A 25,915-nucleotide genomic window follows, 5' to 3' on the forward strand; every position below is an offset into this window, starting at 1 on the left:
AGGAAACAGGATGACGGCAACCACCGATCTTGACGTGCGCGAGGGCGTCGACCGCGAAACGGTCGAGACCGTGCAGAACATGGGCAGCTACAAATACGGCTGGGACACCGAGATCGAGATGGAATACGCCCCCAAGGGCGTGAACGAGGATATCGTCCGTCTGATCTCGGAAAAGAACAACGAGCCCGAATGGATGACCGAATGGCGGCTGGCCGCCTATCGGCGTTGGGTCACCATGACCGAGCCCAAATGGGCGATGCTGAACTACCCCGAGATCGACTATCAGGACCAGTACTACTACGCCCGCCCCAAGAGCATGGAGGTCAAGCCCAAGTCGCTGGACGAGGTCGACCCGAAGCTGCTGGCGACCTACGACAAGCTGGGCATCCCGCTGCGCGAGCAGATGATCCTCGCCGGCGTCGAGGGCGCAGAGGCCGCGCCCGCCGAGGGCCGCAAGGTCGCCGTGGACGCCGTCTTCGACAGCGTCAGCGTGGGCACGACCTTCAAGGACGAGCTGGCCAAGGCCGGCGTCATCTTCTGCTCGATCTCCGAGGCGATCCGCGAGCATCCCGAGCTGGTGAAGAAGTACCTCGGCTCGGTGGTGCCGCAGTCGGACAACTACTTCGCGACGCTCAACAGCGCGGTCTTCTCGGACGGCAGCTTCGTCTACATCCCCGAGGGCGTGCGCTGCCCGATGGAGCTGTCGACCTATTTCCGCATCAACGCCGAGAACACCGGCCAGTTCGAGCGCACGCTGATCATCGCCGACAAGGGCAGCTATGTCAGCTACCTCGAGGGCTGCACCGCGCCCAAGCGCGACACGAACCAGCTGCACGCGGCGGTGGTCGAGATCGTCATCCTCGAGGATGCCGAGGTGAAGTATTCGACCGTCCAGAACTGGTTCCCCGGCGACGAGGACGGCAAGGGCGGCATCTACAACTTCGTCACCAAACGCGCCGATTGCCGCGGCGACCGGGCCAAGGTGATGTGGACGCAGGTCGAGACCGGGTCTGCGATCACCTGGAAGTACCCGTCCTGCATCCTGCGCGGGAACGAGAGCCAGGGCGAGTTCTACTCGATCGCCATCGCGAACAACTTCCAGCAGGCCGACACGGGCACCAAGATGATCCATCTTGGCAAGAACACCCGCTCACGCATTGTTTCCAAAGGGATTTCCGCCGGTCAGGCGCAGAACACCTATCGCGGGCTGGTGACGATGCATCCTCGCGCCACGAACAGCCGCAACTACACTCAGTGCGACAGCCTGCTGATCGGCGACAAGTGCGGCGCGCACACCGTGCCCTATATCGAAGTCAAGAACACCAGTAGCCGGGTCGAGCACGAGGCGACGACGTCCAAGGTCGATGACGACCAGCTCTTCTACTGCCGCTCGCGCGGGATGGACGAGGAGGAGGCGGTCGCGCTGGTCGTGAACGGCTTCTGCCGCGAAGTGCTGCAGGCGCTGCCGATGGAATTCGCCATGGAGGCGCAGAGCCTCGTCGCCATCTCGCTGGAAGGCTCGGTGGGCTGATCCGCAGGGCCGGGCGCGTCCCGGCCCACATCCAATGCGGCGCCCCGAGAGGCGCCTTCGCCGTTTGAGGAAAAGATGCTGAAAATCAACAATCTGCATGTGAAACTTGAGGAAGAGGACAAGCAGATCCTGAAGGGTCTGTCGCTTGAGGTTCCCGCCGGTCAGGTCCATGCGATCATGGGTCCGAACGGCTCGGGCAAGTCCACCCTGTCCTATGTCCTGTCGGGCCGCGACGGCTATGAGGTGACCGAGGGCGAGGCGACGCTGGACGGCGCGAGCCTGCTGGACATGGAGCCCGAGGAGCGCGCCGCCGCCGGCCTGTTCCTGGCGTTCCAGTATCCGGTCGAGATTCCCGGCGTCGGCAACATGACCTTCCTGCGAACGGCCGTGAATGCGCAGCGCAAGGCGCGCGGCGAGGCCGAGCTGTCCTCGGGCGAGTTCCTCAAGGCAGTGCGCGCCAAGGCAGCCGAGCTGCAGATCAGCCCCGACATGCTCAAGCGCCCGGTGAACGTGGGCTTCTCGGGCGGCGAGAAGAAGCGCAACGAGATCCTGCAGATGGCCATGCTCGAGCCGCGCATGTGCATCATGGACGAGACCGACTCGGGCCTCGACGTGGACGCGATGCGGCTGGTCAGCGACGGTGTGAACGCGCTGCGCGACGCGGGTCGCAGCTTCCTCGTCATCACCCATTACCAGCGCCTGCTGAACCACATCCAGCCCGACGTGGTGCACATCATGGCGAATGGTCGCATCGTGAAATCGGGCGGGCCGGAGCTGGCGCTCGAGGTCGAGGAAAACGGTTACGGCGACCTGCTGGCGGAGGCGGGCTGATGTCGGATATCGCCGTCAAGGACATGCAGGTGCCGCAGGTCAGCGGCACCGCCAAGGCGCCTGACGCGCTGGACCAGCGTCTTGCCGCTCTGGACCTGCCCAAGGGAGCCTTTGCCGCCGCGCGCGCCGATGCGCTGGCGCGGCTGCGCGCGATGGGCCTGCCGGGGCCGCGCGACGAATACTGGCGCTATACTGACCCGCGCCCCTTCAACGCGCCCGAACCCGCCGCAATCGCCCGCATCGAAGGGCCGGATTCGCCGCTTTTCGCCTCGCGCGACAAGCTGACGCTGGTTTTCGTGGATGGCGTCTTTGATGCCGCCGCCTCGGACGATCTGGCGCTGGACGGGATCGAGATCACGACGCTGGCGAACCCCTTGGGCGCGGAATGGGCCGATGGCCTCTTCGGCACGCTGGAGGCTGCGGGCCAGTCGCCGGTGCGCCGTCCCTTTGCCGCGCTGAACACGGCCGCGGCGCGCGACGGACTGCTGATCCGCGTGACGGGCAAGCCCGCGAAGCCGGTTCACGTGCTGCACCGCCGCGCCTCGGACAAGGCGGATGCGATCTGGCACCATCTGATCCGCGTCGAGAAGGGCGCCGAGCTGACCCTGCTGGAAACCGGCAGCGTCGGCGCGCGCTCGAATGGCGTGATCGAGGTCGATCTGGCCCCGGGCGCGAAGCTGCACCACATCACCGCCAAGCGCGCCAATGACGCCAAGGTCGGGCTGTCGCACCTGTTTGCGCGTGTGGCGGCAGAGGCCGTGCTGAAAAGCTTTGCGCTGGCGGTGAACGGCACGACGATGCGGCAGGAATCGGTCATCGACATGGTCGGCGACGATGCCGTGGCCCATGTTGCCGCCGCCGTTCTGGGCGATGGCGACGAGGGGCCGTTCCACCACGACGACACGGTCTTCGTCACCCACGGCGCGCTGCGCGGCGAAAGCCGGCAGGTCTTCAAGAAGGTGCTGAAGAACGGCGCCACCGGCGTCTTTCAGGGCAAGATCCTTGTGAAGCCCGGCGCGCAGAAGACCGACGGCTATCAGATCAGCCAGGCGCTGCTGCTGGACGAGGCCAGCCAGTTCCTGGCCAAGCCCGAGCTCGAGATCTATGCCGACGACGTGAAATGCTCGCATGGCTCGACCACGGGCGCGATCGACGAGGATGCGCTGTTCTACCTGCGCTCTCGCGGGGTGCCGCATGACCGGGCGATCGTGTTCCTGGTCCTGTCCTTCCTGGCCGATGCGCTGGAAGAGGTCGAGGATGAAGGCCTGCGCGACGAGATCAACGAACGGCTTGACGCGTGGCTGACCGGGCGCGGCCGGGCGTGAGCCCCGCGCCCCGCCAGGGCATGGCGGGACGCGTCATGCAAAGCTGGTGGGCGCCGCGCCGCGTGGTGCGGGGCCTTCAAGGCATGCCCGACCGGGTGATGCTGGTCGTGCTGATGCTGGCGATGGTCTTCATGCTGCTGGCACAGGCGCCGATCCATGCCCGCGCCGCGGCCCTCGACCCCTCGCGCCCGTTCGAGGCGCGGATGGGCGGCGCGCTGATGGCGGTCATGTTCATGATGCCGCTTCTGGCCTATGCGGTGGCCGCGCTGGTGTCGCTGTTCAGCCGCGCGACGCCCTGGCGGCTTGCGCCCGAGGCCTCGCGGCTGGCATTGTTCTGGGCGCTGCTGGCCGTGGCGCCGGCGATGCTGCTGCGCGGGCTGGTCGGCGGCTTCATCGGCGAGGGCCCGGCGCTGGTCACCACCGATGTGGTGGCGGGCTTCGGCTTTTTCTTCATCTGGGGCGCCGGGATTGCGGCGCTGGCAAGGCGTGTTCGATGAGCTCTGACGACTTCAAGGCCCTGATCCGGCTGACCTTCCGAGAGCCGGAGCAGGCCGCCCACTGGCTGATGGCGCAGGGCTGGCCGATGTCCGTGCGCTGGATGGCGCTGGCGCTGGCGGTGTCGGTCTCGGGGCTTCTGGCCTGGGTCTCGATGCAGATCTATGGCGGCGCCGATGAGGGACAGCCGGGACTGCTGGCCGGGCAACAGCCGCTGGTCCTGGCGGGGCTGCAATTCGCAGCCGTGGTGGTCGGGGCCTCGTTGATGGCCTCGGTCGGGCGGATGTTCGGGGGCCATGGCCGGTTCGAGGATGCGCTGCTTCTGGCCGTCTGGATCGAGGCGATCCTGCTGATGGTGCAGGCCGTCCAGGTCGTGCTGTCGATCATCCTGCCGCCTTTCGCCGCCATTCTGGGCATCCTGTCCATCGCGCTATTCCTGTGGCTGACCGTGCAATTCACCAAGGCGCTGCACGGCTTCACCAGCGCGCCCAAGATCCTGCTGGTCATGTTCGCCACGCTTCTGGCGCTTGGCTTCGTTCTGTCCTTCTTTGCCGTCGCCCTGGGAATCCTGCCGGAGATGCCGCAATGAGCTTTGATGTCGATGCCGTCCGCGCCGATTTTCCCATCCTGTCGAGGCAGGTCAACGGCCGCCCGCTGGTCTATCTGGACAACGGCGCCAGCGCGCAGAAGCCGCGCTGCGTGATCGAGGCGATCACCCGCGCCTATGAGGGCGAATACGCCAATGTCCATCGCGGCCTGCACTTCCTGTCGAACCTGGCGACCGACAATTACGAGCGCGTCCGCGCGATCATCGCGCGTTTCCTGAACGCGCCCCAGGAGGACGAGGTGATCTTCACCTCGGGATCGACCGAGGCGCTGAACATGGTCAGCTACGGTTGGGCCGCGCCAAACCTTCAGCCGGGCGACGAGATCCTGCTTTCCGTGCTGGAGCATCACGCCAATATCGTGCCGTGGCATTTCCTGCGCGAGCGTCAGGGCGTGGTGCTGAACTGGGTCGAGCCCGAGCCCGATGGCAGCCTTCCGCCGGAGAAGGTGCTGGCCGCGATCACGCCGCGCACGAAGATGATCGCCGTCACCCATATGTCGAACGTGACCGGCACGGTCGTCGATATCGCGGGAATCCGGGCGGGGACCGACCTGCCGCTGGTCGTCGATGGCAGCCAGGCCTCGGTCCACATGCCGGTCGACCTGTCGACGCTTGGCGCGGATTTCTACTGCATTACCGGCCACAAGCTCTACGGCCCCTCGGGGTCCGGCGCGATCTGGGTCCGGCGCGAGCGTCAGGCCGAAATGCGCCCCTTCCTCGGCGGGGGCGACATGATCCGCACCGTGACGCGCGATGCCGTGACCTATAATGACGGCCCCCTGCGCTTCGAGGCCGGCACGCCCGGCATCGTCAACCAGATCGGTCTGGGCGTTGCGCTGGAATATCTGATGGATCTGGGGATGGAGAACATCGCCGCCCATGAACGCGCCCTGCGCGACTATGCCCGCGACCGGCTTCGCAGCCTGAACTGGCTTCAGGTCCAGGGTGATGCGGCCGACAAGGGCGCGATCTTTTCCATGACGATGGAGGGGGCGCATGCGCATGACATCTCGACCATCCTCGACAAGAAGGGAATCGCCGTCCGGGCGGGCACGCATTGCGCGATGCCGCTGATGGCGCATCTGGGCGTCCCGGCCAGCGCGCGGGCCAGCTTTGCGATGTACAACACGCAGGCAGAAGTGGACGCGCTGATCGAAGGATTGACCTTCTGCCGCGAGCTTTTCGCCTGAATCTTGCAAAGATTCGGGCGATGGCCGAAGAAAGCCCTTTCATCCTTGCCGGATGCGCGCGATCCCGGCATCCCTGACCCAGTTCAGCGGACAGGGGGAAGCGATGGCCGAGATTCTGGTTCTGGGTGCGGGAATGGTCGGGGTCTCGACCGGGTTGGCGCTGCAGGCGCGCGGGCATGATGTCACGATCATTGAACGCGGCGTGCCGGGGCGCGAGACCAGCTACGGCAATGCCGGCCTGATCCAGACCGAGGCGGTCGAGCCCTATGCGATGCCGCTGGCGCCCTTCGCGCTGATGCAGATCGCGCTTGGCCGGGGCTTTGACGTGAAATGGACGCCCTCGGGGCTGTTGCCGCAGCTCGGCGCGATCCTGTCCTATGCCCGCCATTCGCTGCCCGCCGCGCATCGCCGCGCCTCGGCCACATGGGGGCGGCTGATCCGGCAATCGACAGACCGTCACGGCCCCCTGATCGCGGCTGCGGGCGCGGACAACATCATCCGCCGGAACGGCTATATCGAGATCCACCGCACCCCCGCCCGGATGGAGAAGGCCCGCAAAACCGCCGAACGCTTCCTGACCGAATTCGGCGTCGAGGCGCGGCTGATGACGGGCGCGGAACTGCGCGCCATCGAGCCTTCGGTGAAGATCGAGGTCGAGGGCGCGACCCATTGGTCCGACAGCTGGAACTGCGCCGATCCGGGCGGCTTGGTGGCGTCTTACGCGGCGCTGTTCCAGAAGCGCGGCGGGCGGATCGTGAATGGCGATGCGGGCGACCTGCACCGCAAGGGCGCGGCATGGGTCGCGGACGAGGCCGAGGGCGAGCATGCCGTGATCGCGCTTGGCCCCTGGTCGCCGATTCTGACCGAACGGTTCGGCCTGCGCGTTCCGATGGTGTTCAAGCGCGGCTATCATCGTCATTACCACATGGAGACGCCGCCCCATCACCCGATCGCGGATTTCGGCAACTCGGTCGTCCTCTCGCCCATGCGCCGGGGCCTTCGCATCGCCACCGCCGCCGAGCTGACGCCACATCCGCGCCTGTCGCCGCCGCAGCTGAAGCACGGCGAAAAGGCCGCGCGGGAATTGTTCGACATCGGCGCCCCGGTCGAGGCCGAGCCCTGGACCGGCCGCCGCCCCTGCATGCCCGACATGCTGCCCCTGGTGGGCCGGGTGCCGGACCAGCCGAACCTCTGGGCGCATTTCGGACACGGCCATCAGGGCTTCACCCTCGGGCCGGTCACTGCCGAGATTCTGGCCGACGAGCTGGATGGCGGGGCAGGGTGGCAGGAACTTCAACCCGCCCGGATCAAGCGCGGTTGAAATCGGCCCCGTTCGGGCACATCTTGGGGCCAAGCCGAACGGATCAGGAACCCCATGGGTCACAACAACACGAACGCGCCCGTTGCGCGTCCCATCGAAGTGACCCGCCCCAAGCTCGAGGGCGGGAAGCGCTTTGTCATGCACAGCGAGTTCCAGCCCGCAGGCGATCAGCCGACCGCGATCCGCGAACTGGCGGCGGGGGTGATGTCGGGGGAACGCGATCAGGTCCTTCTGGGCGCGACCGGGACCGGCAAGACCTTCACCATGGCGAAGGTCATCGAAGAGACACAGCGCCCCGCGATCATCCTTGCCCCGAACAAGACGCTGGCCGCCCAACTCTATGGCGAGTTCAAGGGCTTCTTCCCCGAAAACGCCGTCGAGTATTTCGTCAGCTACTACGACTATTACCAGCCCGAGGCCTACGTCCCGCGGTCCGACACCTACATCGAGAAGGAATCGCAGATCAACGAGGCCATCGACCGGATGCGCCACTCGGCGACGCGCGCGCTTCTGGAACGCGACGACGTGATCATCGTCGCCTCGGTCAGCTGCATCTACGGCATCGGCTCGGTCGAGACCTACTCGGCCATGACCCAGGACATGATCGTGGGTCAAAGCTATGACCAGCGGGAATTCCTCGCGCAGCTTGTGGCGCAGCAATACCGCCGCCTCGACGCCAGCTTCCAGCGCGGCGGCTTCCGGGTGCGCGGCGATCTGGTCGAGGTCTGGCCCGCCCACCTCGAGGACCGCGCCTGGCGCTTCGACTTCTTCGGCAACGAGCTTGAGGCGATCACCGAATTCGACCCGCTGACCGGGGTCAAGACCGACAGCTTCAAGCAGATCCGCATCTACGCCAACAGCCACTACGTCACCCCGCGCCCGACGCTTCAGCAGGCGGTCAAGGGCATCAAGGCCGAGCTGCAGATGCGCCTGAAGCAGCTTCAGGACGAGGGCAAGCTGCTGGAGGCGCAGCGGCTGGAGCAGCGCACGAATTTCGACATCGAGATGCTGGAAGCCACCGGCGTCTGCAACGGGATCGAGAACTACTCGCGCTACCTGACCGGCCGCGCACCCGGCGAGCCGCCCCCTACGCTGTTCGAGTTCATCCCGGACAATGCCATCGTCTTTGCCGACGAATCCCATGTCAGCGTGCCGCAGATCGGCGGCATGTATCGGGGCGACTTCCGCCGCAAATTCACGCTGGCGGAACACGGCTTCCGCCTGCCCAGCTGCATGGACAACCGCCCGCTGAAGTTCGAGGAATGGGACGCGATGCGGCCTCAGTCGGTGTTCGTGTCTGCCACCCCCGCCCAATGGGAGATGGACCAGACCGGCGGCGTCTTCACCGAGCAGATCATCCGCCCGACCGGCCTGCTGGACCCGCAGATCGAGATCCGTCCGGTCGAGATGCAGGTGGACGACCTTCTGGACGAGGTGCGCCGCGTCAGCGCCGCCGGCTATCGCACGCTGGTCACCACGCTGACCAAGCGCATGGCCGAGGACCTGACCGAGTACATGCACGAGCAGGGCATCCGCATCCGCTACATGCACAGCGACATCGACACGATCGAGCGGATCGAGATCCTGCGCGACCTGCGGCTCGGGGCCTTCGACGTCTTGGTGGGGATCAACCTGCTGCGCGAGGGGCTGGACATTCCGGAATGCGGGCTGGTGGCGATCCTCGATGCCGACAAGGAAGGCTTCCTGCGCTCGGAGACCTCGCTGATCCAGACCATCGGCCGGGCCGCGCGGAACGCCGAGGGGCGGGTCATCATGTATGCCGACCGCATCACCGGCAGCATGGAACGCGCCATGGCCGAGACCGAGCGCCGTCGCCAGAAGCAGATGGCCTATAACGAGGCCCACGGGATCACGCCGACGACCGTCCGCAAGAATGTCGAGGATGTTCTGGCGGGCCTCTGGCAGGGGGATACGGACCAGTCACGCATCACCGCCAAGGTCGATAAGCCGATGGTGGGCGCGAACCTCGCCGCCCATCTCGACGCCCTGCGGGCCCAGATGCGCAAGGCGGCCGAAAACCTGGAATTCGAGGAAGCCGCGCGGCTGCGCGACGAGGTCAAGCGGCTGGAGGCCGTCGATCTGGCGATCTCGGACGATCCGCTGGCGCGTCAATCGGCGGTGGAAGAGGCCGCCGAGGCCGCGACCCGCGCCTCGGGGCGGTCCACGGCGGGGCGCGCGGGCCAGCGCGGCGGCAACAAGCGGTCCAAGCGCGGGCGTTGAACGGGGCTGGGATCAGCCGCAGCTGATCCGGCCGATCCAGCCCTTTTCGTCCACATGAAGGTTCAGGCGGCCCGGATTGCTGGTTGCCGGAACGATCTCGTTCCGGTCGATCAGGCGCACGGTCAGGTTCGGCGGCAGGAACACCTCGCCCCAGTTCATGCCGACCAGCTGCTGGTGGCGGGCGGGATTGCAGCGCGGGTCCGCGACCGTATAGGGCGAGGTGGCGGCGCAGGCGCCAAGGGCAAGCAGGGCGGCAAGGGTGATGCTGGCAGCTTTCATCATCTGGTCCTCTCGTCTTCGTGAGTGAACGCGGGCTGGCAATGCGGGGTTCCCCGCGCCACGATGCCGGGGAAAGGACAGCCTCATGCGTTTTGCCATTCTTCTGACCGTGCTTGCCTTGCCGGCACATGCCTCTTCGGACGCGGCTTGGGACGAGATGCGCGAGCGCCTTGCCCTCGGATGCGAGGCGCTGCTGCCCGAAAGCGCCGAGGCCGCGATCGACGTCAACCCTTTCGGCTCCGAACGCTACGGTCTGGCGCTGGCCATCGTGACCTATGCCGATGGCACGACCGAGCGTCTGGCCTGCATCATGGACAAGCAGAGCGGCGAGATCGAACTGACCGGACCCTTCGCACCGGAGGGCTGATGCGCCTCTGTCGCAGGGGCTTGAACCGCCGCTGTTTTGCGGCGATATGATCCGGGCAGGACAAGCCGGAGTGCCATCATGATCGTGCGTATCTATCAGCCCGCCCGCAATGCGATGACCTCGGGGATGGGGCGGTCCAAGGGTTGGGTTCTGGAATTTCCGGCAGCCGACGCGCGCGAGATCGACCCGCTGATGGGCTGGACCGGCAGCCGCGACACGCAAAGCCAGGTGCGGCTGCGCTTCGACACCCGCAAACAGGCCGAGGATTACGCGCGCGAGCACGGGCTGGATTACGTCGTTCAGGAACCGCAGCGCCGCGGCACGAATGTCCGCCCCCGCGGCTACGGCGAGAACTTCGCCACCGACCGCCGCGCCCCTTGGACACACTGAGCGTGTTGCTCGGGGCATAGTTGCTGCCAGCTGGGGAAATCTTTGCCCAGTTTGGTGCAGTTTGGTGCAAAGGTTTCGCAAGTCCTTGATTTCTTGCTGACCGCCTCCGGGCGGTCATCTGCTTTTCAGGACATGCCATGATCGTCGCCCATCTCGTCAACCATTCCGGCGGTTTCCATGCCGACGAGCTTCTCTCGTCGGTCATTCTGACGCGGCTTTTCCCGCAGGCCGGGATCGTGCGGACGCGCGACGCCGACTGGACCACACCGGCGCCGGACCGGGTGATCTACGATGTCGGGCGCGACTACGACCCCGCGCGGCTGATCTTCGATCATCACCAGAAGAGCCCTCCGCTGCGCGACGACGGCCGGCCCTACAGCTCTTTCGGGCTGATCTGGCGGCAATTCGGCCATGATTACCTCCGGGCTTACGGCGTCCCCGCGCGGGACGTGGATGCGATCCATGCCGCCTTCGATGCGGATTTCGTGCTGCCCATCGATCTGGTGGACAATGGTGCCCTGTCGCCGACCGGGCCGCTTGCGGACCTGTCGCTGCCTCTGCTGCTGGAAAGCCTGAAGCCCGTCTTCGACGACTGCACCCCGGAGGCGGATGATCGGGCCTTCGAACGGGCGCTGGTCATCGCGCGCGCCTTTCTCGAGGCCGCGATCACCCGCAAGGCCGCCAAGCTGCGGACCGAGGCCGTGGTGATGGACGCCATCGCCGCCGCAGGCGACAGCCCGATCCTTGAACTGCCGATGGGCATGCCCTTCCGCGCGGCTATCGACAAGGCGGGCGCCGATCACCTACTGTTCGTCGTCCACCCCCGAGACACGGGCTGGACTGTGACCGGCATCCGCCGCGATCCCGACGGCTGCGCGCTGCGCGCCGACCTGCCCGAGGCCTGGACGGGTCTGACCGACGCGACCTTCGAGGCCGCCTCCCGCGTTCCGGGCGCACGCTTCTGCCACAATGCCCGCTTCATCGCGGTCGCTGCAGATCGATATGCCGCATTGCAACACGCGGCTCTGGCGGCTTAGGATGCGGAAGCCGCGCAGCAGGCCGGATGAGCGCTCGTGGCCCGTTGAGAGGCAGAAGTCTCATAGGACTGTTTGCGTGAGGAACCCCTGGGCGGACAGCGGCCTAGGCCGGTGCGGCCAGCCGAAGGCCCCAAGGTGCAGAAGCGGTCATTCGGTCTGGGTGCCGCGCCACAAGAACCTAACCCGACCGAAGGGGCGGAACGTTGATTGAATGTATTGCGGGACGGAAGCTGCAGAATCAGCTCATAGGGGCATTCAACCCCGATGAGGCGCTGTGCGATTTGGAAAGCGTTGCAGAGCGATGGAAGCGGACAGTGGTCCTTGCGATCACAGCAAGTAGGCCTGCGTCAGTGCGCTGAAACAGACTCAGTGCGTCGGCCAAGGAGGTGGCAGCCGTCAGTGTCGGAGCCGTCTTCGCTAGCGTCCGAACTAGCTCTTCTGCTGGCTTGTTGTCGGGCTCCAGTGCTTTTGTGAATGCTGTGATGCGAAGCTGATGGGTCAGCCATGCTTGACGGGCCTCCGACGGGCGAATGCCTCGTCGTTCCAGTTGCACCGTGAAAAACGAGCATCGAGACAGATGCGACGCGAGGGCAGAACTGAGCGAGACGCTTTTCATCGCCCCGAGGCCCATCGGCCGGTCGCCCGTCATCCCGAAGACGATAAGCGACCTGGAGATCGGCGCGCCAAGACGGCCGCCCCAACAGCAGAAATGCCGGCAAAGGCGTAGGTGTGGACGCTTCCGGAGTAGCCGGGTGCGAGGGCCGTGGCGACGATACCGAGGGCGAGCCGGTCAGCGAACTCTTTACCAGGGCCCGTGAGAAGACACCCCCGCCCATCCGCCCGCCAAGTGTGATGGCGACTGCAATAGCCTTCACAGCCGCGAACAAGATGGCCTGCGCTAGCCTGACGTCGCCGGAGAGCGCTGCGGCGGTGTCTCGTTCCAACACCGATGAAATGCGGAAAACGGGATCGCGATCATTCCGAGTGCCAGTTCCGCAAAGGCGGGTCGCCACCAGCTTGGCCAGTCGAGACGGGACATGAGGCGGGTTCCGAGCGCGTCGGCCCGGAAGATGCCGCTCATCAACGTAGTCGCGACGAGCGCCTAGCTAAGGCCGAGCAGCATGAAGGCTGGCAGTTCTGCGTGAAAAGCCAAGTCGGGTCGCACGGGAGGGCTGAACTCGCTGAGCCCGCCGAATTGCAGCCGGTTGATCACTGTGCCTGCCACCGCGGCTATGTCGTCGGACGCGATCACGACCCGCAGCGGCTGATCTTCGAACATCACCAGAAGAACCCGCCGCTCCGCGACAATGCCTAGTCCTAACCGCTGGTTCGGGCTGATCTAACGGCATTTCGGCCGGGATTACCTGCGAGCCTTTGGTGTGTCGGAGAGGGATGGCGAGGTGATTCACGCGCCGTTCGATGCCGATTTCCTGTGTATCGATTTGGTGGATAATGGCGCTTTGTCGCTCCCCGGGCCGCTTGACGACCTTTGACCTGCCACGGGATTTTTTCTCCATCTGCGATTAGAGTCCGGCCCATGGAGAGGACGGATGATGAAGAAGGCGCGACTAACGGAAGAGCAGATCATTGGCATTTTGGAGGAGTATGAGGCAGACGCGAATTGTGCTGATCTCTGCCGCAAGCATGGGAGGTCGGAACGGACGTTCTATGCCTGGAAGGCGAAGTATTCCGGGATGACGGTGTCTGAGGCCAAGCGGCTGAAGGCACGGGAAGATGAGAGCGCGAATCTGAAGCGGCTCTTGGCCGAGCAGATGCTCGACATGGCTGCGATGAAGGAACTGCTGTCGAAAAACTGGTGACGCCCGTCGCGAAGCGTGAGGCTGTCGCGCATCTGAAGTCCCATCGCGGGCTGTCGGAGCGGCGGGCGTGTCAGATTGCCGGGGCGGACCGCAAGATGGTGCGCTACGAGCCGCATCGTGCGCCATACACGGCGCTGCCGGGCCGATTGCGGGATCTGGCCAATGAGTGGCGACGGTTCGGATATCTGCGGCTCTTCGTCCTGCTCAGGCGGGAGGGTGAGGCGTCGGGGATCAACCGCATCTACCGGCTCTACCGCGAGGAAGGGTTAACGGTCCGTAAACGCAAAGCACGCCGCAAGGCCCTTGGCAAAAGGCCCCGATCCTGATGGAGGGACGGGCCAATGCGCGCTGGTCACTGGAATTAGACGGATCAAAAAAAGTTCCGGGGGCTGCTTTCCCGTCGAATGGGCATGACCAGTTCGCCTGCCGGCGACGCTTCCGCGTGCTGAACGTAGTTGATGACGCCACGCGGGAATGCATTGCCGCCAATCCGGTCGCGATCGGCCTCGAACCGGTGGCGGCACGATGGCTCACCCTCGATCGATGGCTGCCGCGTAGCGCGGGAGATGACCGCGCTGATCGAACGCCGCGACAAGCTTGGGATGATCGTCAGCGATAATAGGACGGAACGGACCTCGAACGCGATTCTGAAGTGTGCGCCGAGCAAAAGGTCGAGTGGCGTTACATCGCGCCGGGCAAGCCGATGCAGAATGGCTTTGTAGAAAGCCTTAACGGCAGGATGCGGAACGAGTTCTTGCACGAGACGCAGTTTCGTAACCTCGCCCATGCCCGCAACCTCATCGCGGTCTGGGTCACAGGCTACAACACCGCAATGCCCCATTCGGCCCTTGATACCAGACCCCCGCAGGCTTCGCCTTGCATCTGACCACCGCAATCGCCCGACCCGCTGCACGCGATCAGGGCTCCGTGCGCCGGGCGATTGCTCAACCCACGCCAGAGGGCGTAAATCAACAACCGGCTCCGGTCGCGGCTGGATGAAAGAACAGTGGCAGCTCGGGGACGTTTGAGGGGGCAGGCCACTCGTGTTGAATTGAATGATCGAGCCACAGAGCCCGCATATGCAGGCCCTTTTTCTTTGCCACGGCTCCGAGTGCGTAGGACCGCGTCCCGAACTCGAATAAACTTTGCTCCGAGGTGAGGGAGGAACATTGATTTTGTGAGTCAACTCCTCGTTCCTGGCACAAACTATGCTTGGAATAACACGCGCCCGCGAAAGCCGTTGACAGGATGCGGTCATCCGTCGCAGATGGGCGCTGCTACGGTTCCGGCGCTGGCCGGATGAAAAGGGAATGCCGGTGCGCCCCGTCAGGGGCAAGGCCGCAGCTGCCCCCGCAACTGTAAGCGGCGAGCGACGGTCCATCATGCCACTGGAGCGATCCGGGAAGGCGGACCCCAGCCCAGACCCGCAAGCCAGGAGACCTGCCGCAGCGATCACCCATTTCCGGTGCGGGGCGCGCCAGGAAAGCGGTCGATCCGCAGAGGTGACAGTCACCGTTCTGCGGCGCCGCTGCAGGACATTTCTGTTTGCCGCAGGCTTTGCCTGCCATGCGAAAGGTCCGACCGGATGCGTCGCACGCTTGCTGTTCTGGCGCTTGGCGCCGTTTCTCCTGCCCTGCCTGCCATGGCCGACCCACAGCCCTTCCTGCTGGACGAGATCGTCCTGTCGGGGGGCCTGACCCCGGTGCCCGCCGACGGCTATGCCCGAGCCTACAGCGTCGTCACCCGCGCCGAGATCGAAGAGCGCGGCCTTGTCACCGTCGAGGATGCGTTGCGCGCGCTGCCGGGCGTCTCGGTCAGCAGCAGCGGGGGCAGTCTGACGCAGGTCCGCATCCGGGGCGGCGAAGCCAATCACACGCTGGTCCTGATCGACGGGATCGAGGCTTCGGGGGGCTCGGATTCCCATGTCTTTTCAGGGCTCGGCACCAACGATATCGATAGGATCGAGGTTCTGCGCGGGCCGCAATCGGTGATCTACGGCTCGAACGCCTCGGGCGGGGTCATCAACATCATCACTCGCCGGGCGGAACAGGGGCGCGGACATGGCGGCAGCGTCGAGGTCGGCAACGGCGCGGCCGGCTCGGGCTGGGTCACGCAGCGCGGCGAGCGTGGCGGTCTGGCGCTGAGCCTTGCGGCCCGCAACGATCGGGGCTTCGATCATTCCGGGGATGGCGGCGAACGGGACGGGCTGAACAGCCGCAGCGCCACGATTTCCGGCGATGTCGCTGCGACCGACAGCCTGCGGATCGGCGCGACGCTGCGGCGCGAGCGACTGCGCTATGATTACGACGCCGAAAATCCCGACTGGGCGGCGACGGATGCCGACAGCTACATCGTCGACGCGCCGCTTTTCGGACAGCGCGACGGCCTGCGCGCCGCGCTCTGGGCCGAGCTGGAGCGGTTCGACGGGCGCGTGACGCAGCGCCTGCAATGGCAGCAGAGCCGTGACCGGGCCAGCGAGAATGACGGTCCGCAAAGGCGCGGCGAGACGCGGACGCTGAAATACCGCGCCTCGGTCGGGCTGGACGGGCGGGCCTTGGATGCGCGCCATCTGCTGAACCTTCTGGCCGAGCGGCAGCGCGACACGAACAGCGTTGCCCCCGATCAGCGGCGCGCGGTGAATTCTGTCGCGCTGGAATATCGCGCGCGGCTGGACGGGCTGGATGTCCAGGCCGGGCTGCGCCACGACGACAACCGCGCCTTTGGCGATTTCACAAGCTGGAACGTGGCGCTGTCTTGGCAGGCGCCGGACCTTCCGCTGCGGCTGCACGGTTCGGCCGGGACCGGGCTTGTGAACCCCTCGTTCACCGAGCTTTTCGGCGGTTTCGGCACGATTGGCAATCCTGATCTGCGGCCCGAGCAGAACCGGGGCGTCGATCTGGGGGTCGAGTGGCAATGGCCGCAGGGCGGGCTGGTCGGGCTGACCTGGTTCCGCGAAAGCCTCGAGGACGAGATCGAGTTCTTCGCGACGCCCTCGGGCGATTTCTCGTATCGCAACCAGTCGGGCCGCAGCCCGCGCGAGGGGGTCGAAATGTCCGCGCGGCTGGCGCCGACCGATGCGCTGACGATTGGCGCCAGCTATACCTATCTGGACGCGAAGAACCCCGATGGCAGCGTCGAGATCCGCCGCCCCCGCCACGAGGCCGGGTTGAATGCCACGCTGTCGGTGCTGGACGGGCGCGGGCAGCTCTCGGGCGAGGTGCGGCGGGTCTCGGGGCTGCCGGACACGCAGTTCTGGGGCGATTTCGAGACGCGCGAATTGCCCGCCTATACGGTCGTGAACGTCGCGGCGGGCTATGATCTGACCCCGAATGTGCGGGCGACGGCGCGGGTGGTGAACCTGTTCGACCGCGCCTATTCGGATGTCTGGGGCTATGCCAGCCAGGACCGCACTGCCCATATCGGGTTGCAGGCCCGCTGGTGATTGGCTGGCCCGCCCTTGCGCTGGCCCTGCTGGCGATGACGGGACCGGCGCTCGCCGATCCCGCGCCGCAGGCCGCGCCTTTGCGGGTCCTGTCGATGAACCTTTGCACCGACCAGCTGGCGATGCTGGTCGCGGCGCCGGGGCAGCTAGTGTCGGTCAGCCACATGGCGCGCGATCCGCTGGTCTCGGCCATGGTGGACGAGGCCGCGTCGCTGCCCGCGAATTACGGCCAGGCCGAGGACATCCTGCGCCATCGCCCCGATCTGGTTCTGGCCAGCATGTTCAGCGCGCCGGTGACGCTGGACATGCTGCGCCGGCTGGGCATCCCGGTCGCGGTCTTTCCGCCCGAGAACGACATGGAGGGCATCCGCGACAATCTGCGCCTTATGGGCGAGGTTCTGGGCCGCGAGGCCGAGGCCGGGGCGATCATCCAGCGGTTCGATGCGGATCTGGCGGCGCTGGCCTCGGCGCCGCCTTCGGGGCGGCGGGCGGCGCTTTATGCGGCGAACGGCTACACATTGGGCCGGGGCAGCCTGGCCGATGCGATCCTGTCGGCGGCGGGCCTGTCGAATGTCGCCGCCGAACTGGGCCTGTCGCAGGGCGGCGTCCTGCGGCTGGAACGGCTGGTCATGGCCCGGCCCGACCTGATCGTGACCAGCCAGCCCTATCCCGGCGGCTCGCGCGCCGAAGAGATCCTGAGCCACCCCGCCCTGCGCGCCCTGACCGCCGAGGCGGGCGCCGAGGCCGTGTCGGACAGCGACTGGGTCTGCGGGACGCCCCATGTCCTGCGCGCGGTCGCGCGTTTGGCGGAGGGCGCGTCATGAGGCTGATGCTGGCCCTATCGGCGCTGGTTCTGGCGCTGGCGATGGCATCGTTGCTGGTCGGGGCGGTCTGGCATCCGCCGGGTGCCGCGCTGGCGGCGCTTTTCGGGCACGGCGATCCGCTGCTGGTTCTGGTCATGCAGGAATTGCGCCTGCCGCGTGCGATCCTGGGCGCGGCGGTGGGGGCTGCGCTCGGGCTGGCGGGGGCGGCGATGCAGGGCTTTCTGCGCAACCCTCTGGCCGAGCCCGGGCTGATCGGCACATCGGCCATGGCCTCGCTTGGGGCGGTTCTGGCGATCCAGACGGGGATGGCGGCCGCGCTGCCTCTGGCGCTGCCGGGCGCGGCGCTGGCGGGGGCGGGGCTGTCGGTCGCGCTGGTTCTGGCGATGGCCGGGCCGCGGGGCGGCGCGCTGGCGCTGATCCTTGCTGGGATCGCGGTCTCGGCGCTGGCCGGGGCGCTGACCTCGCTGGTCCTGAACCTGTCGCCCAACCCTTTTGCGGCGAACGAGATCGTCTTCTGGATGATGGGCTCGCTGGCCGACCGCTCGATGCTGCATGTGCAGATCGCGCTGCCGGTGATGGCGGCCGGGGCGCTGATCCTCTGGCCCCTGGGTCGCGGCCTGCGGGCCCTGTCCCTGGGCGAGGATGCCGCCGCCAGCATGGGCGTCAGCCTGCCGCGCCTGCGGGTGAGGCTGGCGCTTGGCTCCGCGGCGCTGGTCGGCGGAGCCACGGCCGTGTCGGGGGCGATCGGCTTCGTCGGGCTGGTCGTGCCGCATCTCTTGCGCCGCGCGGTGGGCGGCGATCCGGGGCGGCTGATGGCGGTCTCGGCGCTTGGCGGTGCGGCGATGGTGCTGGCCGCCGATATCGCGGTGCGCCTGATCCTGCCCGAGCGCGACCTGAAACTGGGCGTTCTGACCGCGCTGATCGGCGCGCCCTTCTTCCTGCACCTGATCCTGCGGCTGAGAAGGCAGATGCCATGAGCCTGATGACGCTGTCCGGCCTGTCGGTCCATCGCGGCGCCTGTCCGGTTCTGGACGGGATCGACCTGTCGGTGGGGCCGGGCGAGTTCGTAGGCCTGTTGGGGCCGAACGGGTCGGGCAAGACGACGCTGCTGCGCGCGGCGATGGGGCTTTTGCCTGCGCGCGGGCGCGCCTCGCTGGCAGAGCTGGCGCCGGTCGCACGGGCGCGGCGCGCCGCCTATCTGCCGCAGGGGCGCGAGATCGCCTGGCCCATGCCCGTGGGTGCGGTGGTGGCGCTTGGCCGGATCGCGCATGGCGAGGGGGCCGCGCCCCGGGACCGCGCCGCAACCGAGGCCGCGATGGCGGCGCTTGGCCTGGGCGCGATGCGCGACCGCGACGCGACGGCGCTGTCGGGGGGCGAGCAGGCGCGCGTCCTGATCGCCCGCGCCCTGGCGCAGGAGACGCCGCTTCTGATCGCGGACGAGCCCATTGCGGGCCTTGATCCGGCGGCGTCGATCCGGGTCATGGCGCTGTTCTCGGACCTTGCCCGGCAGGGGCGCGGTGTGGTCGCGGCCCTGCACGATCTGGGCCTTGCCGCGCGCCATTGCACGCGGCTTGTGGTGCTGCATCAGGGCCGGATCGCGGCCGACGGCCCGCCCGAGGCCGTGCTGACGCCCGACCTTCTGGCCCACGTTTTCGGGATCCGCGCGCATCTGTCCGATGGGCCGGACGGGCCTCTGTTCCAGGTGCTGGGCTGTCTGGACCCCTAGCGCCGCCGCCAGGGCGACATGCGCTGCCAGATCCCGTCGCGCAGGATCAGGCCATGATGGGCGGCCGCCGCCAGATGCAGGGCCAGCACCGCCAGAAGCAGCAGCCCCGAGGCCCAGTGCACCAGGCTTGCCCATTCCGCCAGCGCATCCGAGCGCGGCACGATCCGGCCCGCGCCCGACAGGCCCAGCATCTCGATCGGGAAGCCCCCTGCGCGGACCCGGATCACCCCCGACAGCGGCATCACGACCAGCAGCGCGTAAAGCAGCCCGTGCGACAGGCCGGCCGCCCGGACCTGCCAGCGCGGCATCGAGGCCGGCAGCGGCGGGGCGGGGTGGCGCAGCCTGACCCAGATCCTCAGCGCGATCAGCGGGATCAGCAGCGTCCCGAGGTTCTTGTGCAAGAGGAACAGCGTGTCGCGCGTGGCGCGCGGCAGGGCCTCGTCGGTCATCAGGATGCCCGCCGGGATCATCACGAGGATCGGCAGGGCCACCGACCAATGCAGCCAGATGGCGGGGCGGCTATAGCGTTCGGGTGCGCCGGGGTGCGACATGGTGACCTCCTGTCGGACCAGCATAGCGCAAAAGCGTGATGCGGCGAAGCGGGCGCTTGACGCGGGCGGACGGGCGGCGTTCGATGCGACATGCGCGACCTGCCCCTGACCGATACCGAACGATTTCCCGAACCGCATCCGAAGCTTGCGATCCCCGACCTGCTGCGCGCGGGGATGGTGGGTCTGGCCGTGACGCTGGCGGCGCTGCCGGTCCTGTCGGCCGGGCCGGGGGCCGTGGGGGTCGCAATTCTGGCCTATGGCGCGGCCTTTGCGCGTGTCGCTCAGGTCATGCGGCGCGCCTATCCGCATGAGCGGTTCGGGGCCTGCAATCTGGTGACCCTGTGCCGGGCGGGCATGGTCGCTGCGCTTCTGGGCGCGGTGGTGGGCGCACCGGAAGGGGGGCAGGCGGCGGGCTGGGCGGTCGCCGTGGTGGCGGGCATCGGACTGGCGCTGGACGGGATCGACGGCTGGCTGGCGCGTCGCTCGGGCCTCGTCTCGGATGTCGGGGCGCGCTTCGATCTGGAGGTCGATGCCGCGCTGGCCCTTGTTCTGGCGCTGCATGTCCTGTCGGGCACGGCGGTCGGGGCCGAAGTGCTGGTGCTGGGCTCGCTGCGTTACGTCTTTGTCGCGGCGGGCTGGATTGCGCCCTGGCTGCGGGGCGATCTGCCCTTCAGCCAGCGCAGGCGGGTGATCTGCGTGGTGCAGATCGCGGCGCTGATCTTTCTGGTGACGCCTCTGGCGGGCGACGATCTGGCGATCTGGACCGCACGTCTGGCCAGCGCCGCGCTGGTCTGGTCCTTCGCGGTCGATGTGGCCCATCTGTGGCGGGTGCGGGCATGAGCGCGGCGCGCATCCTGCCGCCGCTGCTGGCGGCCGGCCTGCTGTGGCTGCCCTTTGCCATGCCGCTGCGGCCCGGCCCGGGGCTGGGCCAGTGGTTCCCGCTGGCGCCGGAATGGCCCGCCTTGCTGCTGGCTCTGGCATTGGCGGGGCGCTGGCTGCGCCTGCCGGCGGTGATCCTGCTGCTGGCGTTGGTGGCGCACAAGCTGGCCGATATCGCGATGCATTCCGCGCTGGCGCGAGGCTTCAACCTGCGCGCCGATCTGCCGCTGATCGAGGCGGGCCTGCGCCTGCTGGCCGGTTCGGTGGGGGTGGTGGCAAGCGTGGCGCTGGCCGTGCTGGCGGTGCTGGCCTTGGCGGGATTTGCGCTGCTGGCCTGGTGGGCAGCGGGGGTCTGGGCGCGCATCGGCGGCGGATGGCGACTGCGCCTGCCCCTGGCTGTACTGGCGCTTGTGGCGCTGGTGCCGGTGCAGACGGGCGCGATCCGGGCGGAAAGCGCGCTCTATGCCAAGGGGCGGATCGACCTGTTCCGCAACACGCAGCGCGAATTGACGCGCTTTGCCGCCGAGGCCGCGAACGATCCCTTTCTTGGGGCCACCGGGCTGCTGGAACGCATCGACCGCGACGTGCTGCTGATTTTCGTCGAAAGCTATGGCCGCACCAGCTTTGACACGCCGCTTTACGCCGAGACCCATCTGCCGCTGCTTGAGCAGGCCGAGGCGCGGCTGGCGCAGGCGGGGCTGGCGATGCGGTCGGGCTTTGTCGCCGCGCCCACGCGGGGCGGGCAGAGCTGGCTGGCGCATGGCACCCTGTCCAAGGGGTTGTGGATCGCGGACCAGACCCGCTATCGCGCGGCCCTGGCCAGCGGGCGGCAGAGCCTGTTCCACCATGCCTCGCGCGCGGGGTTCCGGACGGCGGCCGTGATGCCCGCGATCACGCTGCCCTGGCCCGAATCCAGCCGCATGGGCTTCGAGACCGTGCTTGAGGCCGCCGATCTGGGCTATGAGGGGCTGCCCTTCAACTGGGTGACGATGCCCGACCAGTTCACCATGACCGCCCTGGACCGGCTGCTGCGCGATGGCAGCGACCCGCGCCGGCTGTTCGCGCAGGTGGCGCTGATCTCGTCCCACGCGCCCTGGGTGCCGGTGCCGCGCATGATCGACTGGAACCTTGTGGGCGATGGCAGCGTATTCGACGACATGGCGCAAGAGGGCGACCCGCCCTCGGTCGTCTGGCGCGACCGCGACCGCGTGCGCGACCAGTATCGGCAGGCCGTCGCCTATTCGCTTGAGGTCGTGATGGATTATGCCCTGCGCCATGCCGACGATCCGCCGCTGATGCTGGTCATCGGTGATCATCAGGCCGCCCCGCGCATCGCGCTGGACGAGCGCCCCGATGTGGCGCTGCATGTCATCGGACCCAAGGCGCTGGTGGCCGAGACCGCGGCCTGGGGCCTGACCCCCGGCCTGATCCCGCCGCCGGACAGCGAGGCCTTTCCGATGGACCGGCTGCGCGACCTGATCCTTGGCAGTTTCGGCGGAAGGCCGCGCTCATGAACCTTGCGGCCTGTTTGCGGCTGGGGGCCAGCCTGGCCATTCTGGGGCTGGTCTGGTGGCAGATCGACGCACCCGACGCCGCCGCGCGTCTGGCCGAGGCGCATCCGGGCTGGCTTATGGCGGGGCTGGCGGCGCTTTGGGCCCAGACGCTGCTATCGGCCTGGCGCTGGCGGCTGGTGGGGCGTGCGCTTGGTGTGATGATCGCGCCCGCCCGCGCGCTGTCGGAGTATTTCCTTGCGCAGCTGGTCAACCAGACGCTGCCGGGCGGCGTTCTGGGCGATCTGTCGCGCGCCTGGCGCAGCGCGCAGGGGGCGGGCTTTGCCCGGGCGGGCGGGGCGGTTCTGGCCGAGCGCGTGCTGGGGCAGGTGGCGCTGATGGCGCTTCTGGTCGCCGGGCTGGTCTGGGCGGCGCGGGCGCCGGGCCAGATCCGCGTTCCGGCCGAGGTGCTGATCCCGGCAGGTCTGGTCCTGGGCCTGCTGATCGCGGGCCTTTGCGTCGTGCTGCTGATGCCGCGCCTGGCCCAGGCTGGTCGGGCGCTGCTTCCGGCGGGCGTGATGCTGCCGCAACTGGCCCTTAGCCTGGGCGCCGCGGTGCTGAATCTGCTGGCCTTCGACTTTGCCGCGCGCGCGACCGGCACGACCCTGCCACCCGCCGCCATCGCGGTCCTTGTGCCGCTGATCCTGCTGACCATGCTGGTGCCGGTGACGGTCAGCGGATGGGGCCTGCGCGAGGGGGCGGCGGCCGCCCTGTTCCCGCTGGCGGGGGCCAGCGATGCGGCGGGGCTGGCGGCCAGCACGGCCTTCGGGCTGATCTTCCTGATCTCGACGCTGATCGGGACCGGGGCCTGTCTGGCCCATGGAGCGGTCTCGGGGCGGGCTTCGACCGTGCGTCCCGCCCTGCGCCCGTCGCGCGCCCGCCCGGAACAGAGGTGATCCCATGAGCCCGACCCCCGCTGCCTTTGCCCTGCCGGGTGACATCACCACGGTGACGGGGGGCTATCTCTATGACCGCCGCCTGTTTGAGGGGTTGGAGGGACTGGGCCATGCGATGCGGCTTGTGCCTCTGTCGCCGCAATTCCCCTTCGCCGACGCGACGGCGATGGCGGAAAGTCTTGCCACGCTGGCAGACCTGCCCGCCGATTGTCCGGTCATCGTGGACGGGCTGGCCTATGGCGCGATGGAGACCGAGGCGCTGGCGCGGGTGCGTGCGCCCATCGTTGCGCTGGTGCACCACCCCTTGGCGCTGGAAAGCGGGCTGCCCGCCGATCGGGCCGCGCATCTGGAAGCGACCGAGCGCGCCAATCTGCGCCTGGCGCGGCATGTGCTGGTTCCCAGCCCCCATACCCGCCGCATCCTGATCGAACGCTACGACGTGCCGCCCGGCGCGATCACCGTCGCCCGGCCTGGCGTCCAGCCGGTGCGGATTGCGCCCGCCCCGAAGGTTCCGCCGCTGATCCTGTCGGTGGGGATCCTGCATCCGCGCAAGGGCCACGACATTCTGATCGCGGCCCTGGGCGAACTGGGCGATCTGGATTGGCGCGCGGTGATCGCCGGCACTCCGTGGGAGGCGGGCCATGCCGATGCGCTGGCGCGCCAGATCGCCGCCAGCCCGGTTGCCGACCGGATCACACTGGCCCGGGCCGTGTCGGATGAGCGGCTCGAGGCGCTTTACGCCGAGGCCAGCCTTTTCGCGCTGGCCACCCGCTACGAGGGGCATGGGCTGGTCTTTGACGAGGCGATCCTGCGCGGCCTGCCGATCCTGTCCTGCCGCACCGGGGCGGTGCCCGACACGGTGCCGCAGGATGCGGGGCTGCTGGTCGCGCCCGACGATGCCGGGGCCTTTGCCGGCGCGCTGCGGCTGATGCTGACCGATCGCGCGCTGCGCGAGGGCGCGGCGCTGGCGGCGCGGCGTGCGGCGGCGGCCTTGCCTGACTGGCCCGCGACGGCGCGGGTCGTCTCGGGCGTGCTGCAGCGGCTGGCCTAGTCTTCGTCCGAGGGTCGGTTGCGCAGCCTGAGCCGTGCGATGGCGTCCTGTTCGTCGGCCTTGCGCTGCGCTTCCAGCGCCTCGGCCACGCAATCCAGATGCGATTCCAGCGTGCGGCGGGCCAGCGGGCCGTCGCGCGCCTGAAGGGCGGCGTTGATCGCCTCGTGCTGGTCCAGGATGCGGTCGCGCAAATCGCCGCGTGCAAAGATGCGGGGGCGGTTGAACAGCATCCCCTGCCGCAGCAGGTCCTGCATGGCACGCATCATGTGCAGGGCGATGATGTTGTGGCTGGCCTCGACGATGGCCATGTGGAAATCGGCATCCAGCGCGGCCTCGGCCTCGGGATTGGCGACGGCATGGGCGTGGCGCATGTCGGTGACGATCCGGTCCAGCAGGTCCAGATCGGCCTGCCCGGCCTCGGTCGCGGCGCGTTCGGCGGCCAGCCCCTCCAGATCCTTGCGAAAGCGCAGGAAGTCGCCCGCGGCGCGGGGATGGCGGGCGATCAGCCGCACCAGAGCGGGCGAGAAGGCGCTGCCCAGAACCTCGGCCACGAAGATGCCCGCATTGGGGCGCGAGACCAGCAGCCCGTCGGCCTGCATCGCCGCCAGGGCCTCGCGCAGCGAGGGGCGGCTGACGCCCATCCGCGCGGCCAGATCGCGTTCGCCCGGCAGGCGCTGGCCCGGACGCAGCACGCCCTGCAGGATCAGCCATTCGATCTGGCGTGTCACCTCTTGCGACAATTTAGCGGCGTCGATCTTTTCAAAGGGCATGGAATGTCGGCTTTTCGGGGAAATGCAGGCGCGGCGGATTCAGATTAGGCGAGGGGGCGCGGGAATGCAAAAGGGGCCGGACAAGCCGGCCCCTTTCGTCAGATGCGTGCCGCGATCACTGCGTCGGGCGGATCAGGATCTCGACGCGGCGGTTCTGGGCGCGCCCGGCCTCGGTCGCGTTCGAGGCGACGGGCTGGGTGTCGGCCACGCCCACCGCGCTGAGACGGTTCTGGGCGACGCCCGCGGCGGCCAGGATGCCCGCCACCGATTGCGCGCGGCGCTGCGACAGATCGCGGTTGATCGCCTGGGTGCCGGTGCTGTCTGTGTGGCCCACGACTTCGACCCGGCTGTTCGGATACTGGTTCAGGTTGCGCGCGACGGCATAGAGGTCCTGCTGGGCGGGGCCGGACACGGCGGCCGAGCCGGTCGCGAAGAGGATGCCGTCGGGCATCACGACCTGCAGATACGATCCGTGATTGACGACGCGGATGTTCGGGTTGGTCAGCGATTGCTGCAGCGCCTGGGCCTGGCGGTCGAGCATGTTGCCCGCGACCGCGCCCACGGCGGCGCCGACGATGGCACCGCGCGCGGCGTCGCGGCTGCGGCCGCTGCTGTCATCGTCGCGGGTGCCGGCGAGGACGGCGCCAACGGCGGCGCCGGCCAGCGCGCCCTGCTGGGTGCGGCTCATGCCGCCGCCGTTCATGGCCGGGTCGGCGCAGGCGGTCAGGACCAGAAGCCCCGAGGCGGCGATAATGGTTGTGGCGCGGAGTTTCATGCGGCTCCCTCTCCTTG

The 25,915-nt window shown here is 68.0% G+C and carries 24 protein-coding genes, 1 pseudogene and 1 riboswitch; of the genes and pseudogenes, 20 read left to right on the forward strand and 5 right to left on the reverse strand.

What is annotated here, in order from left to right; all coding sequences use genetic code 11:
* Positions 1 to 10: 10 nt before the first annotated feature.
* The 8 genes from sufB (at position 11) to uvrB (ending at position 9,541) form a co-directional block, all read left to right on the forward strand.
* Positions 11 to 1,531 (forward strand): Fe-S cluster assembly protein SufB, encoded by a 1,521-nt coding sequence (gene sufB, locus QAR72_RS00435; protein WP_304615371.1) that lies wholly within the window; start codon positions 11 to 13, stop codon positions 1,529 to 1,531.
* Between the two features lie 75 nt (positions 1,532 to 1,606).
* Positions 1,607 to 2,362 (forward strand): Fe-S cluster assembly ATPase SufC, encoded by a 756-nt coding sequence (sufC, locus tag QAR72_RS00440; protein ID WP_304615372.1) that lies wholly within the window; start codon positions 1,607 to 1,609, stop codon positions 2,360 to 2,362.
* On the forward strand, positions 2,362 to 3,687 hold the full coding sequence (locus tag QAR72_RS00445; RefSeq protein ID WP_304615373.1) for a SufB/SufD family protein: 1,326 nt from the start codon (positions 2,362 to 2,364) through the stop codon (positions 3,685 to 3,687). Before sufC ends, QAR72_RS00445 begins: the two co-directional genes overlap by 1 nt.
* Positions 3,684 to 4,184: a hypothetical protein gene (locus QAR72_RS00450; protein WP_304615374.1), complete on the forward strand. Its 501-nt coding sequence runs from the start codon at positions 3,684 to 3,686 to the stop codon at positions 4,182 to 4,184. Before QAR72_RS00445 ends, QAR72_RS00450 begins: the two co-directional genes overlap by 4 nt.
* Complete coding sequence (locus tag QAR72_RS00455) at positions 4,181 to 4,771, forward strand: Yip1 family protein (protein WP_304615375.1); 591 nt, start codon at positions 4,181 to 4,183, stop codon at positions 4,769 to 4,771. The genes QAR72_RS00450 and QAR72_RS00455 overlap by 4 nt, the downstream gene beginning before the upstream one ends.
* Positions 4,768 to 5,979 carry a cysteine desulfurase gene (locus tag QAR72_RS00460; protein ID WP_304615376.1) on the forward strand — a complete coding sequence of 404 codons (1,212 nt, stop codon included), beginning with the start codon at positions 4,768 to 4,770 and terminating at the stop codon, positions 5,977 to 5,979. Before QAR72_RS00455 ends, QAR72_RS00460 begins: the two co-directional genes overlap by 4 nt.
* 103 nt (positions 5,980 to 6,082) lie before the next feature.
* Complete coding sequence (locus QAR72_RS00465; RefSeq protein WP_304615377.1) at positions 6,083 to 7,300, forward strand: NAD(P)/FAD-dependent oxidoreductase; 1,218 nt, start codon at positions 6,083 to 6,085, stop codon at positions 7,298 to 7,300.
* 54 nt (positions 7,301 to 7,354) lie between these two features.
* Entirely contained in the window at positions 7,355 to 9,541 is a 2,187-nt protein-coding gene (gene uvrB, locus QAR72_RS00470) for an excinuclease ABC subunit UvrB (RefSeq protein WP_304615378.1), read from the forward strand.
* 12 nt (positions 9,542 to 9,553) lie between these two features.
* On the opposite strand, the gene QAR72_RS00475 is transcribed toward uvrB, so the two are convergent.
* Positions 9,554 to 9,820, reverse strand: a complete 267-nt coding sequence (locus tag QAR72_RS00475; protein WP_304615379.1) for a hypothetical protein — start codon at positions 9,818 to 9,820, stop codon at positions 9,554 to 9,556.
* A gap of 85 nt (positions 9,821 to 9,905) precedes the next feature.
* On the opposite strand from QAR72_RS00475, the gene QAR72_RS00480 reads away from it, so the two are divergent.
* The 3 genes from QAR72_RS00480 (at position 9,906) to QAR72_RS00490 (ending at position 11,614) form a co-directional block, all read left to right on the forward strand.
* The gene (locus QAR72_RS00480; protein ID WP_304615380.1) at positions 9,906 to 10,187 is read left to right on the forward strand and encodes a hypothetical protein; all 282 of its coding nucleotides are present in this window, start codon (positions 9,906 to 9,908) and stop codon (positions 10,185 to 10,187) included.
* 78 nt (positions 10,188 to 10,265) lie between these two features.
* Positions 10,266 to 10,577, forward strand: coding sequence for an ETC complex I subunit (locus QAR72_RS00485; RefSeq protein WP_304615381.1), 312 nt, complete (start codon positions 10,266 to 10,268; stop codon positions 10,575 to 10,577).
* A 137-nt stretch (positions 10,578 to 10,714) separates the two neighbouring features.
* Positions 10,715 to 11,614: an MYG1 family protein gene (locus QAR72_RS00490; protein ID WP_304615382.1), complete on the forward strand. Its 900-nt coding sequence runs from the start codon at positions 10,715 to 10,717 to the stop codon at positions 11,612 to 11,614.
* A gap of 1,102 nt (positions 11,615 to 12,716) precedes the next feature.
* On the opposite strand, the gene QAR72_RS00495 is transcribed toward QAR72_RS00490, so the two are convergent.
* On the reverse strand, positions 12,717 to 12,893 hold the full coding sequence (locus QAR72_RS00495; RefSeq protein ID WP_304615383.1) for a hypothetical protein: 177 nt from the start codon (positions 12,891 to 12,893) through the stop codon (positions 12,717 to 12,719).
* A 274-nt stretch (positions 12,894 to 13,167) separates the two neighbouring features.
* On the opposite strand from QAR72_RS00495, the pseudogene QAR72_RS00500 reads away from it, so the two are divergent.
* The 5 genes and pseudogenes from QAR72_RS00500 (at position 13,168) to QAR72_RS00520 (ending at position 19,426) form a co-directional block, all read left to right on the forward strand.
* Positions 13,168 to 14,433: pseudogene (locus QAR72_RS00500) on the forward strand (IS3 family transposase).
* Positions 14,434 to 14,697: 264 nt separating this feature from the next.
* A riboswitch (cobalamin riboswitch) is annotated at positions 14,698 to 14,896 on the forward strand.
* 123 nt (positions 14,897 to 15,019) lie between these two features.
* The gene (locus tag QAR72_RS00505; protein ID WP_304615384.1) at positions 15,020 to 16,876 is read left to right on the forward strand and encodes a TonB-dependent receptor plug domain-containing protein; all 1,857 of its coding nucleotides are present in this window, start codon (positions 15,020 to 15,022) and stop codon (positions 16,874 to 16,876) included.
* A gap of 35 nt (positions 16,877 to 16,911) precedes the next feature.
* A complete protein-coding gene (locus QAR72_RS00510) occupies positions 16,912 to 17,700 on the forward strand; it encodes an ABC transporter substrate-binding protein (protein ID WP_442953531.1) in 789 nt (262 codons plus the stop codon).
* Entirely contained in the window at positions 17,697 to 18,677 is a 981-nt protein-coding gene (locus QAR72_RS00515; protein WP_304615387.1) for a FecCD family ABC transporter permease, read from the forward strand. Before QAR72_RS00510 ends, QAR72_RS00515 begins: the two co-directional genes overlap by 4 nt.
* On the forward strand, positions 18,674 to 19,426 hold the full coding sequence (locus QAR72_RS00520) for an ABC transporter ATP-binding protein (protein WP_304615388.1): 753 nt from the start codon (positions 18,674 to 18,676) through the stop codon (positions 19,424 to 19,426). The genes QAR72_RS00515 and QAR72_RS00520 overlap by 4 nt, the downstream gene beginning before the upstream one ends.
* On the opposite strand, the gene QAR72_RS00525 is transcribed toward QAR72_RS00520, so the two are convergent.
* Positions 19,423 to 19,977 (reverse strand): cytochrome b, encoded by a 555-nt coding sequence (locus QAR72_RS00525; RefSeq protein WP_304615389.1) that lies wholly within the window; start codon positions 19,975 to 19,977, stop codon positions 19,423 to 19,425. The genes QAR72_RS00520 and QAR72_RS00525 overlap by 4 nt on opposite strands.
* Before the next feature lie 90 nt (positions 19,978 to 20,067).
* Here QAR72_RS00525 and QAR72_RS00530 point away from each other — a divergent pair, with 90 nt between their 5' ends.
* From QAR72_RS00530 to QAR72_RS00545, 4 genes are read left to right on the forward strand one after another with little or no spacing between them, the layout of a single operon-like run.
* The gene (locus tag QAR72_RS00530) at positions 20,068 to 20,817 is read left to right on the forward strand and encodes a CDP-alcohol phosphatidyltransferase family protein (protein WP_304615390.1); all 750 of its coding nucleotides are present in this window, start codon (positions 20,068 to 20,070) and stop codon (positions 20,815 to 20,817) included.
* Positions 20,814 to 22,370, forward strand: coding sequence for a sulfatase-like hydrolase/transferase (locus QAR72_RS00535; protein ID WP_304615391.1), 1,557 nt, complete (start codon positions 20,814 to 20,816; stop codon positions 22,368 to 22,370). Before QAR72_RS00530 ends, QAR72_RS00535 begins: the two co-directional genes overlap by 4 nt.
* Positions 22,367 to 23,302 (forward strand): lysylphosphatidylglycerol synthase transmembrane domain-containing protein, encoded by a 936-nt coding sequence (locus tag QAR72_RS00540; protein WP_304615392.1) that lies wholly within the window; start codon positions 22,367 to 22,369, stop codon positions 23,300 to 23,302. Before QAR72_RS00535 ends, QAR72_RS00540 begins: the two co-directional genes overlap by 4 nt.
* Before the next feature lie 4 nt (positions 23,303 to 23,306).
* A complete protein-coding gene (locus tag QAR72_RS00545; protein WP_304615393.1) occupies positions 23,307 to 24,353 on the forward strand; it encodes a glycosyltransferase family 4 protein in 1,047 nt (348 codons plus the stop codon).
* Here the strand turns inward: QAR72_RS00545 and QAR72_RS00550 are convergent.
* Together QAR72_RS00550 and QAR72_RS00555 are read right to left on the reverse strand one after the other, a co-directional pair.
* Entirely contained in the window at positions 24,350 to 25,123 is a 774-nt protein-coding gene (locus tag QAR72_RS00550) for a FadR/GntR family transcriptional regulator (protein ID WP_304615394.1), read from the reverse strand. The genes QAR72_RS00545 and QAR72_RS00550 overlap by 4 nt on opposite strands.
* Positions 25,124 to 25,238: 115 nt before the next feature.
* Complete coding sequence (locus QAR72_RS00555; RefSeq protein WP_304615396.1) at positions 25,239 to 25,898, reverse strand: OmpA family protein; 660 nt, start codon at positions 25,896 to 25,898, stop codon at positions 25,239 to 25,241.
* Positions 25,899 to 25,915 lie beyond the last annotated feature (17 nt).

Origin of the sequence: Paracoccus sp. (in: a-proteobacteria), from assembly GCF_030604785.1 — a bacterium.
Lineage (GTDB): Bacteria > Pseudomonadota > Alphaproteobacteria > Rhodobacterales > Rhodobacteraceae > Paracoccus.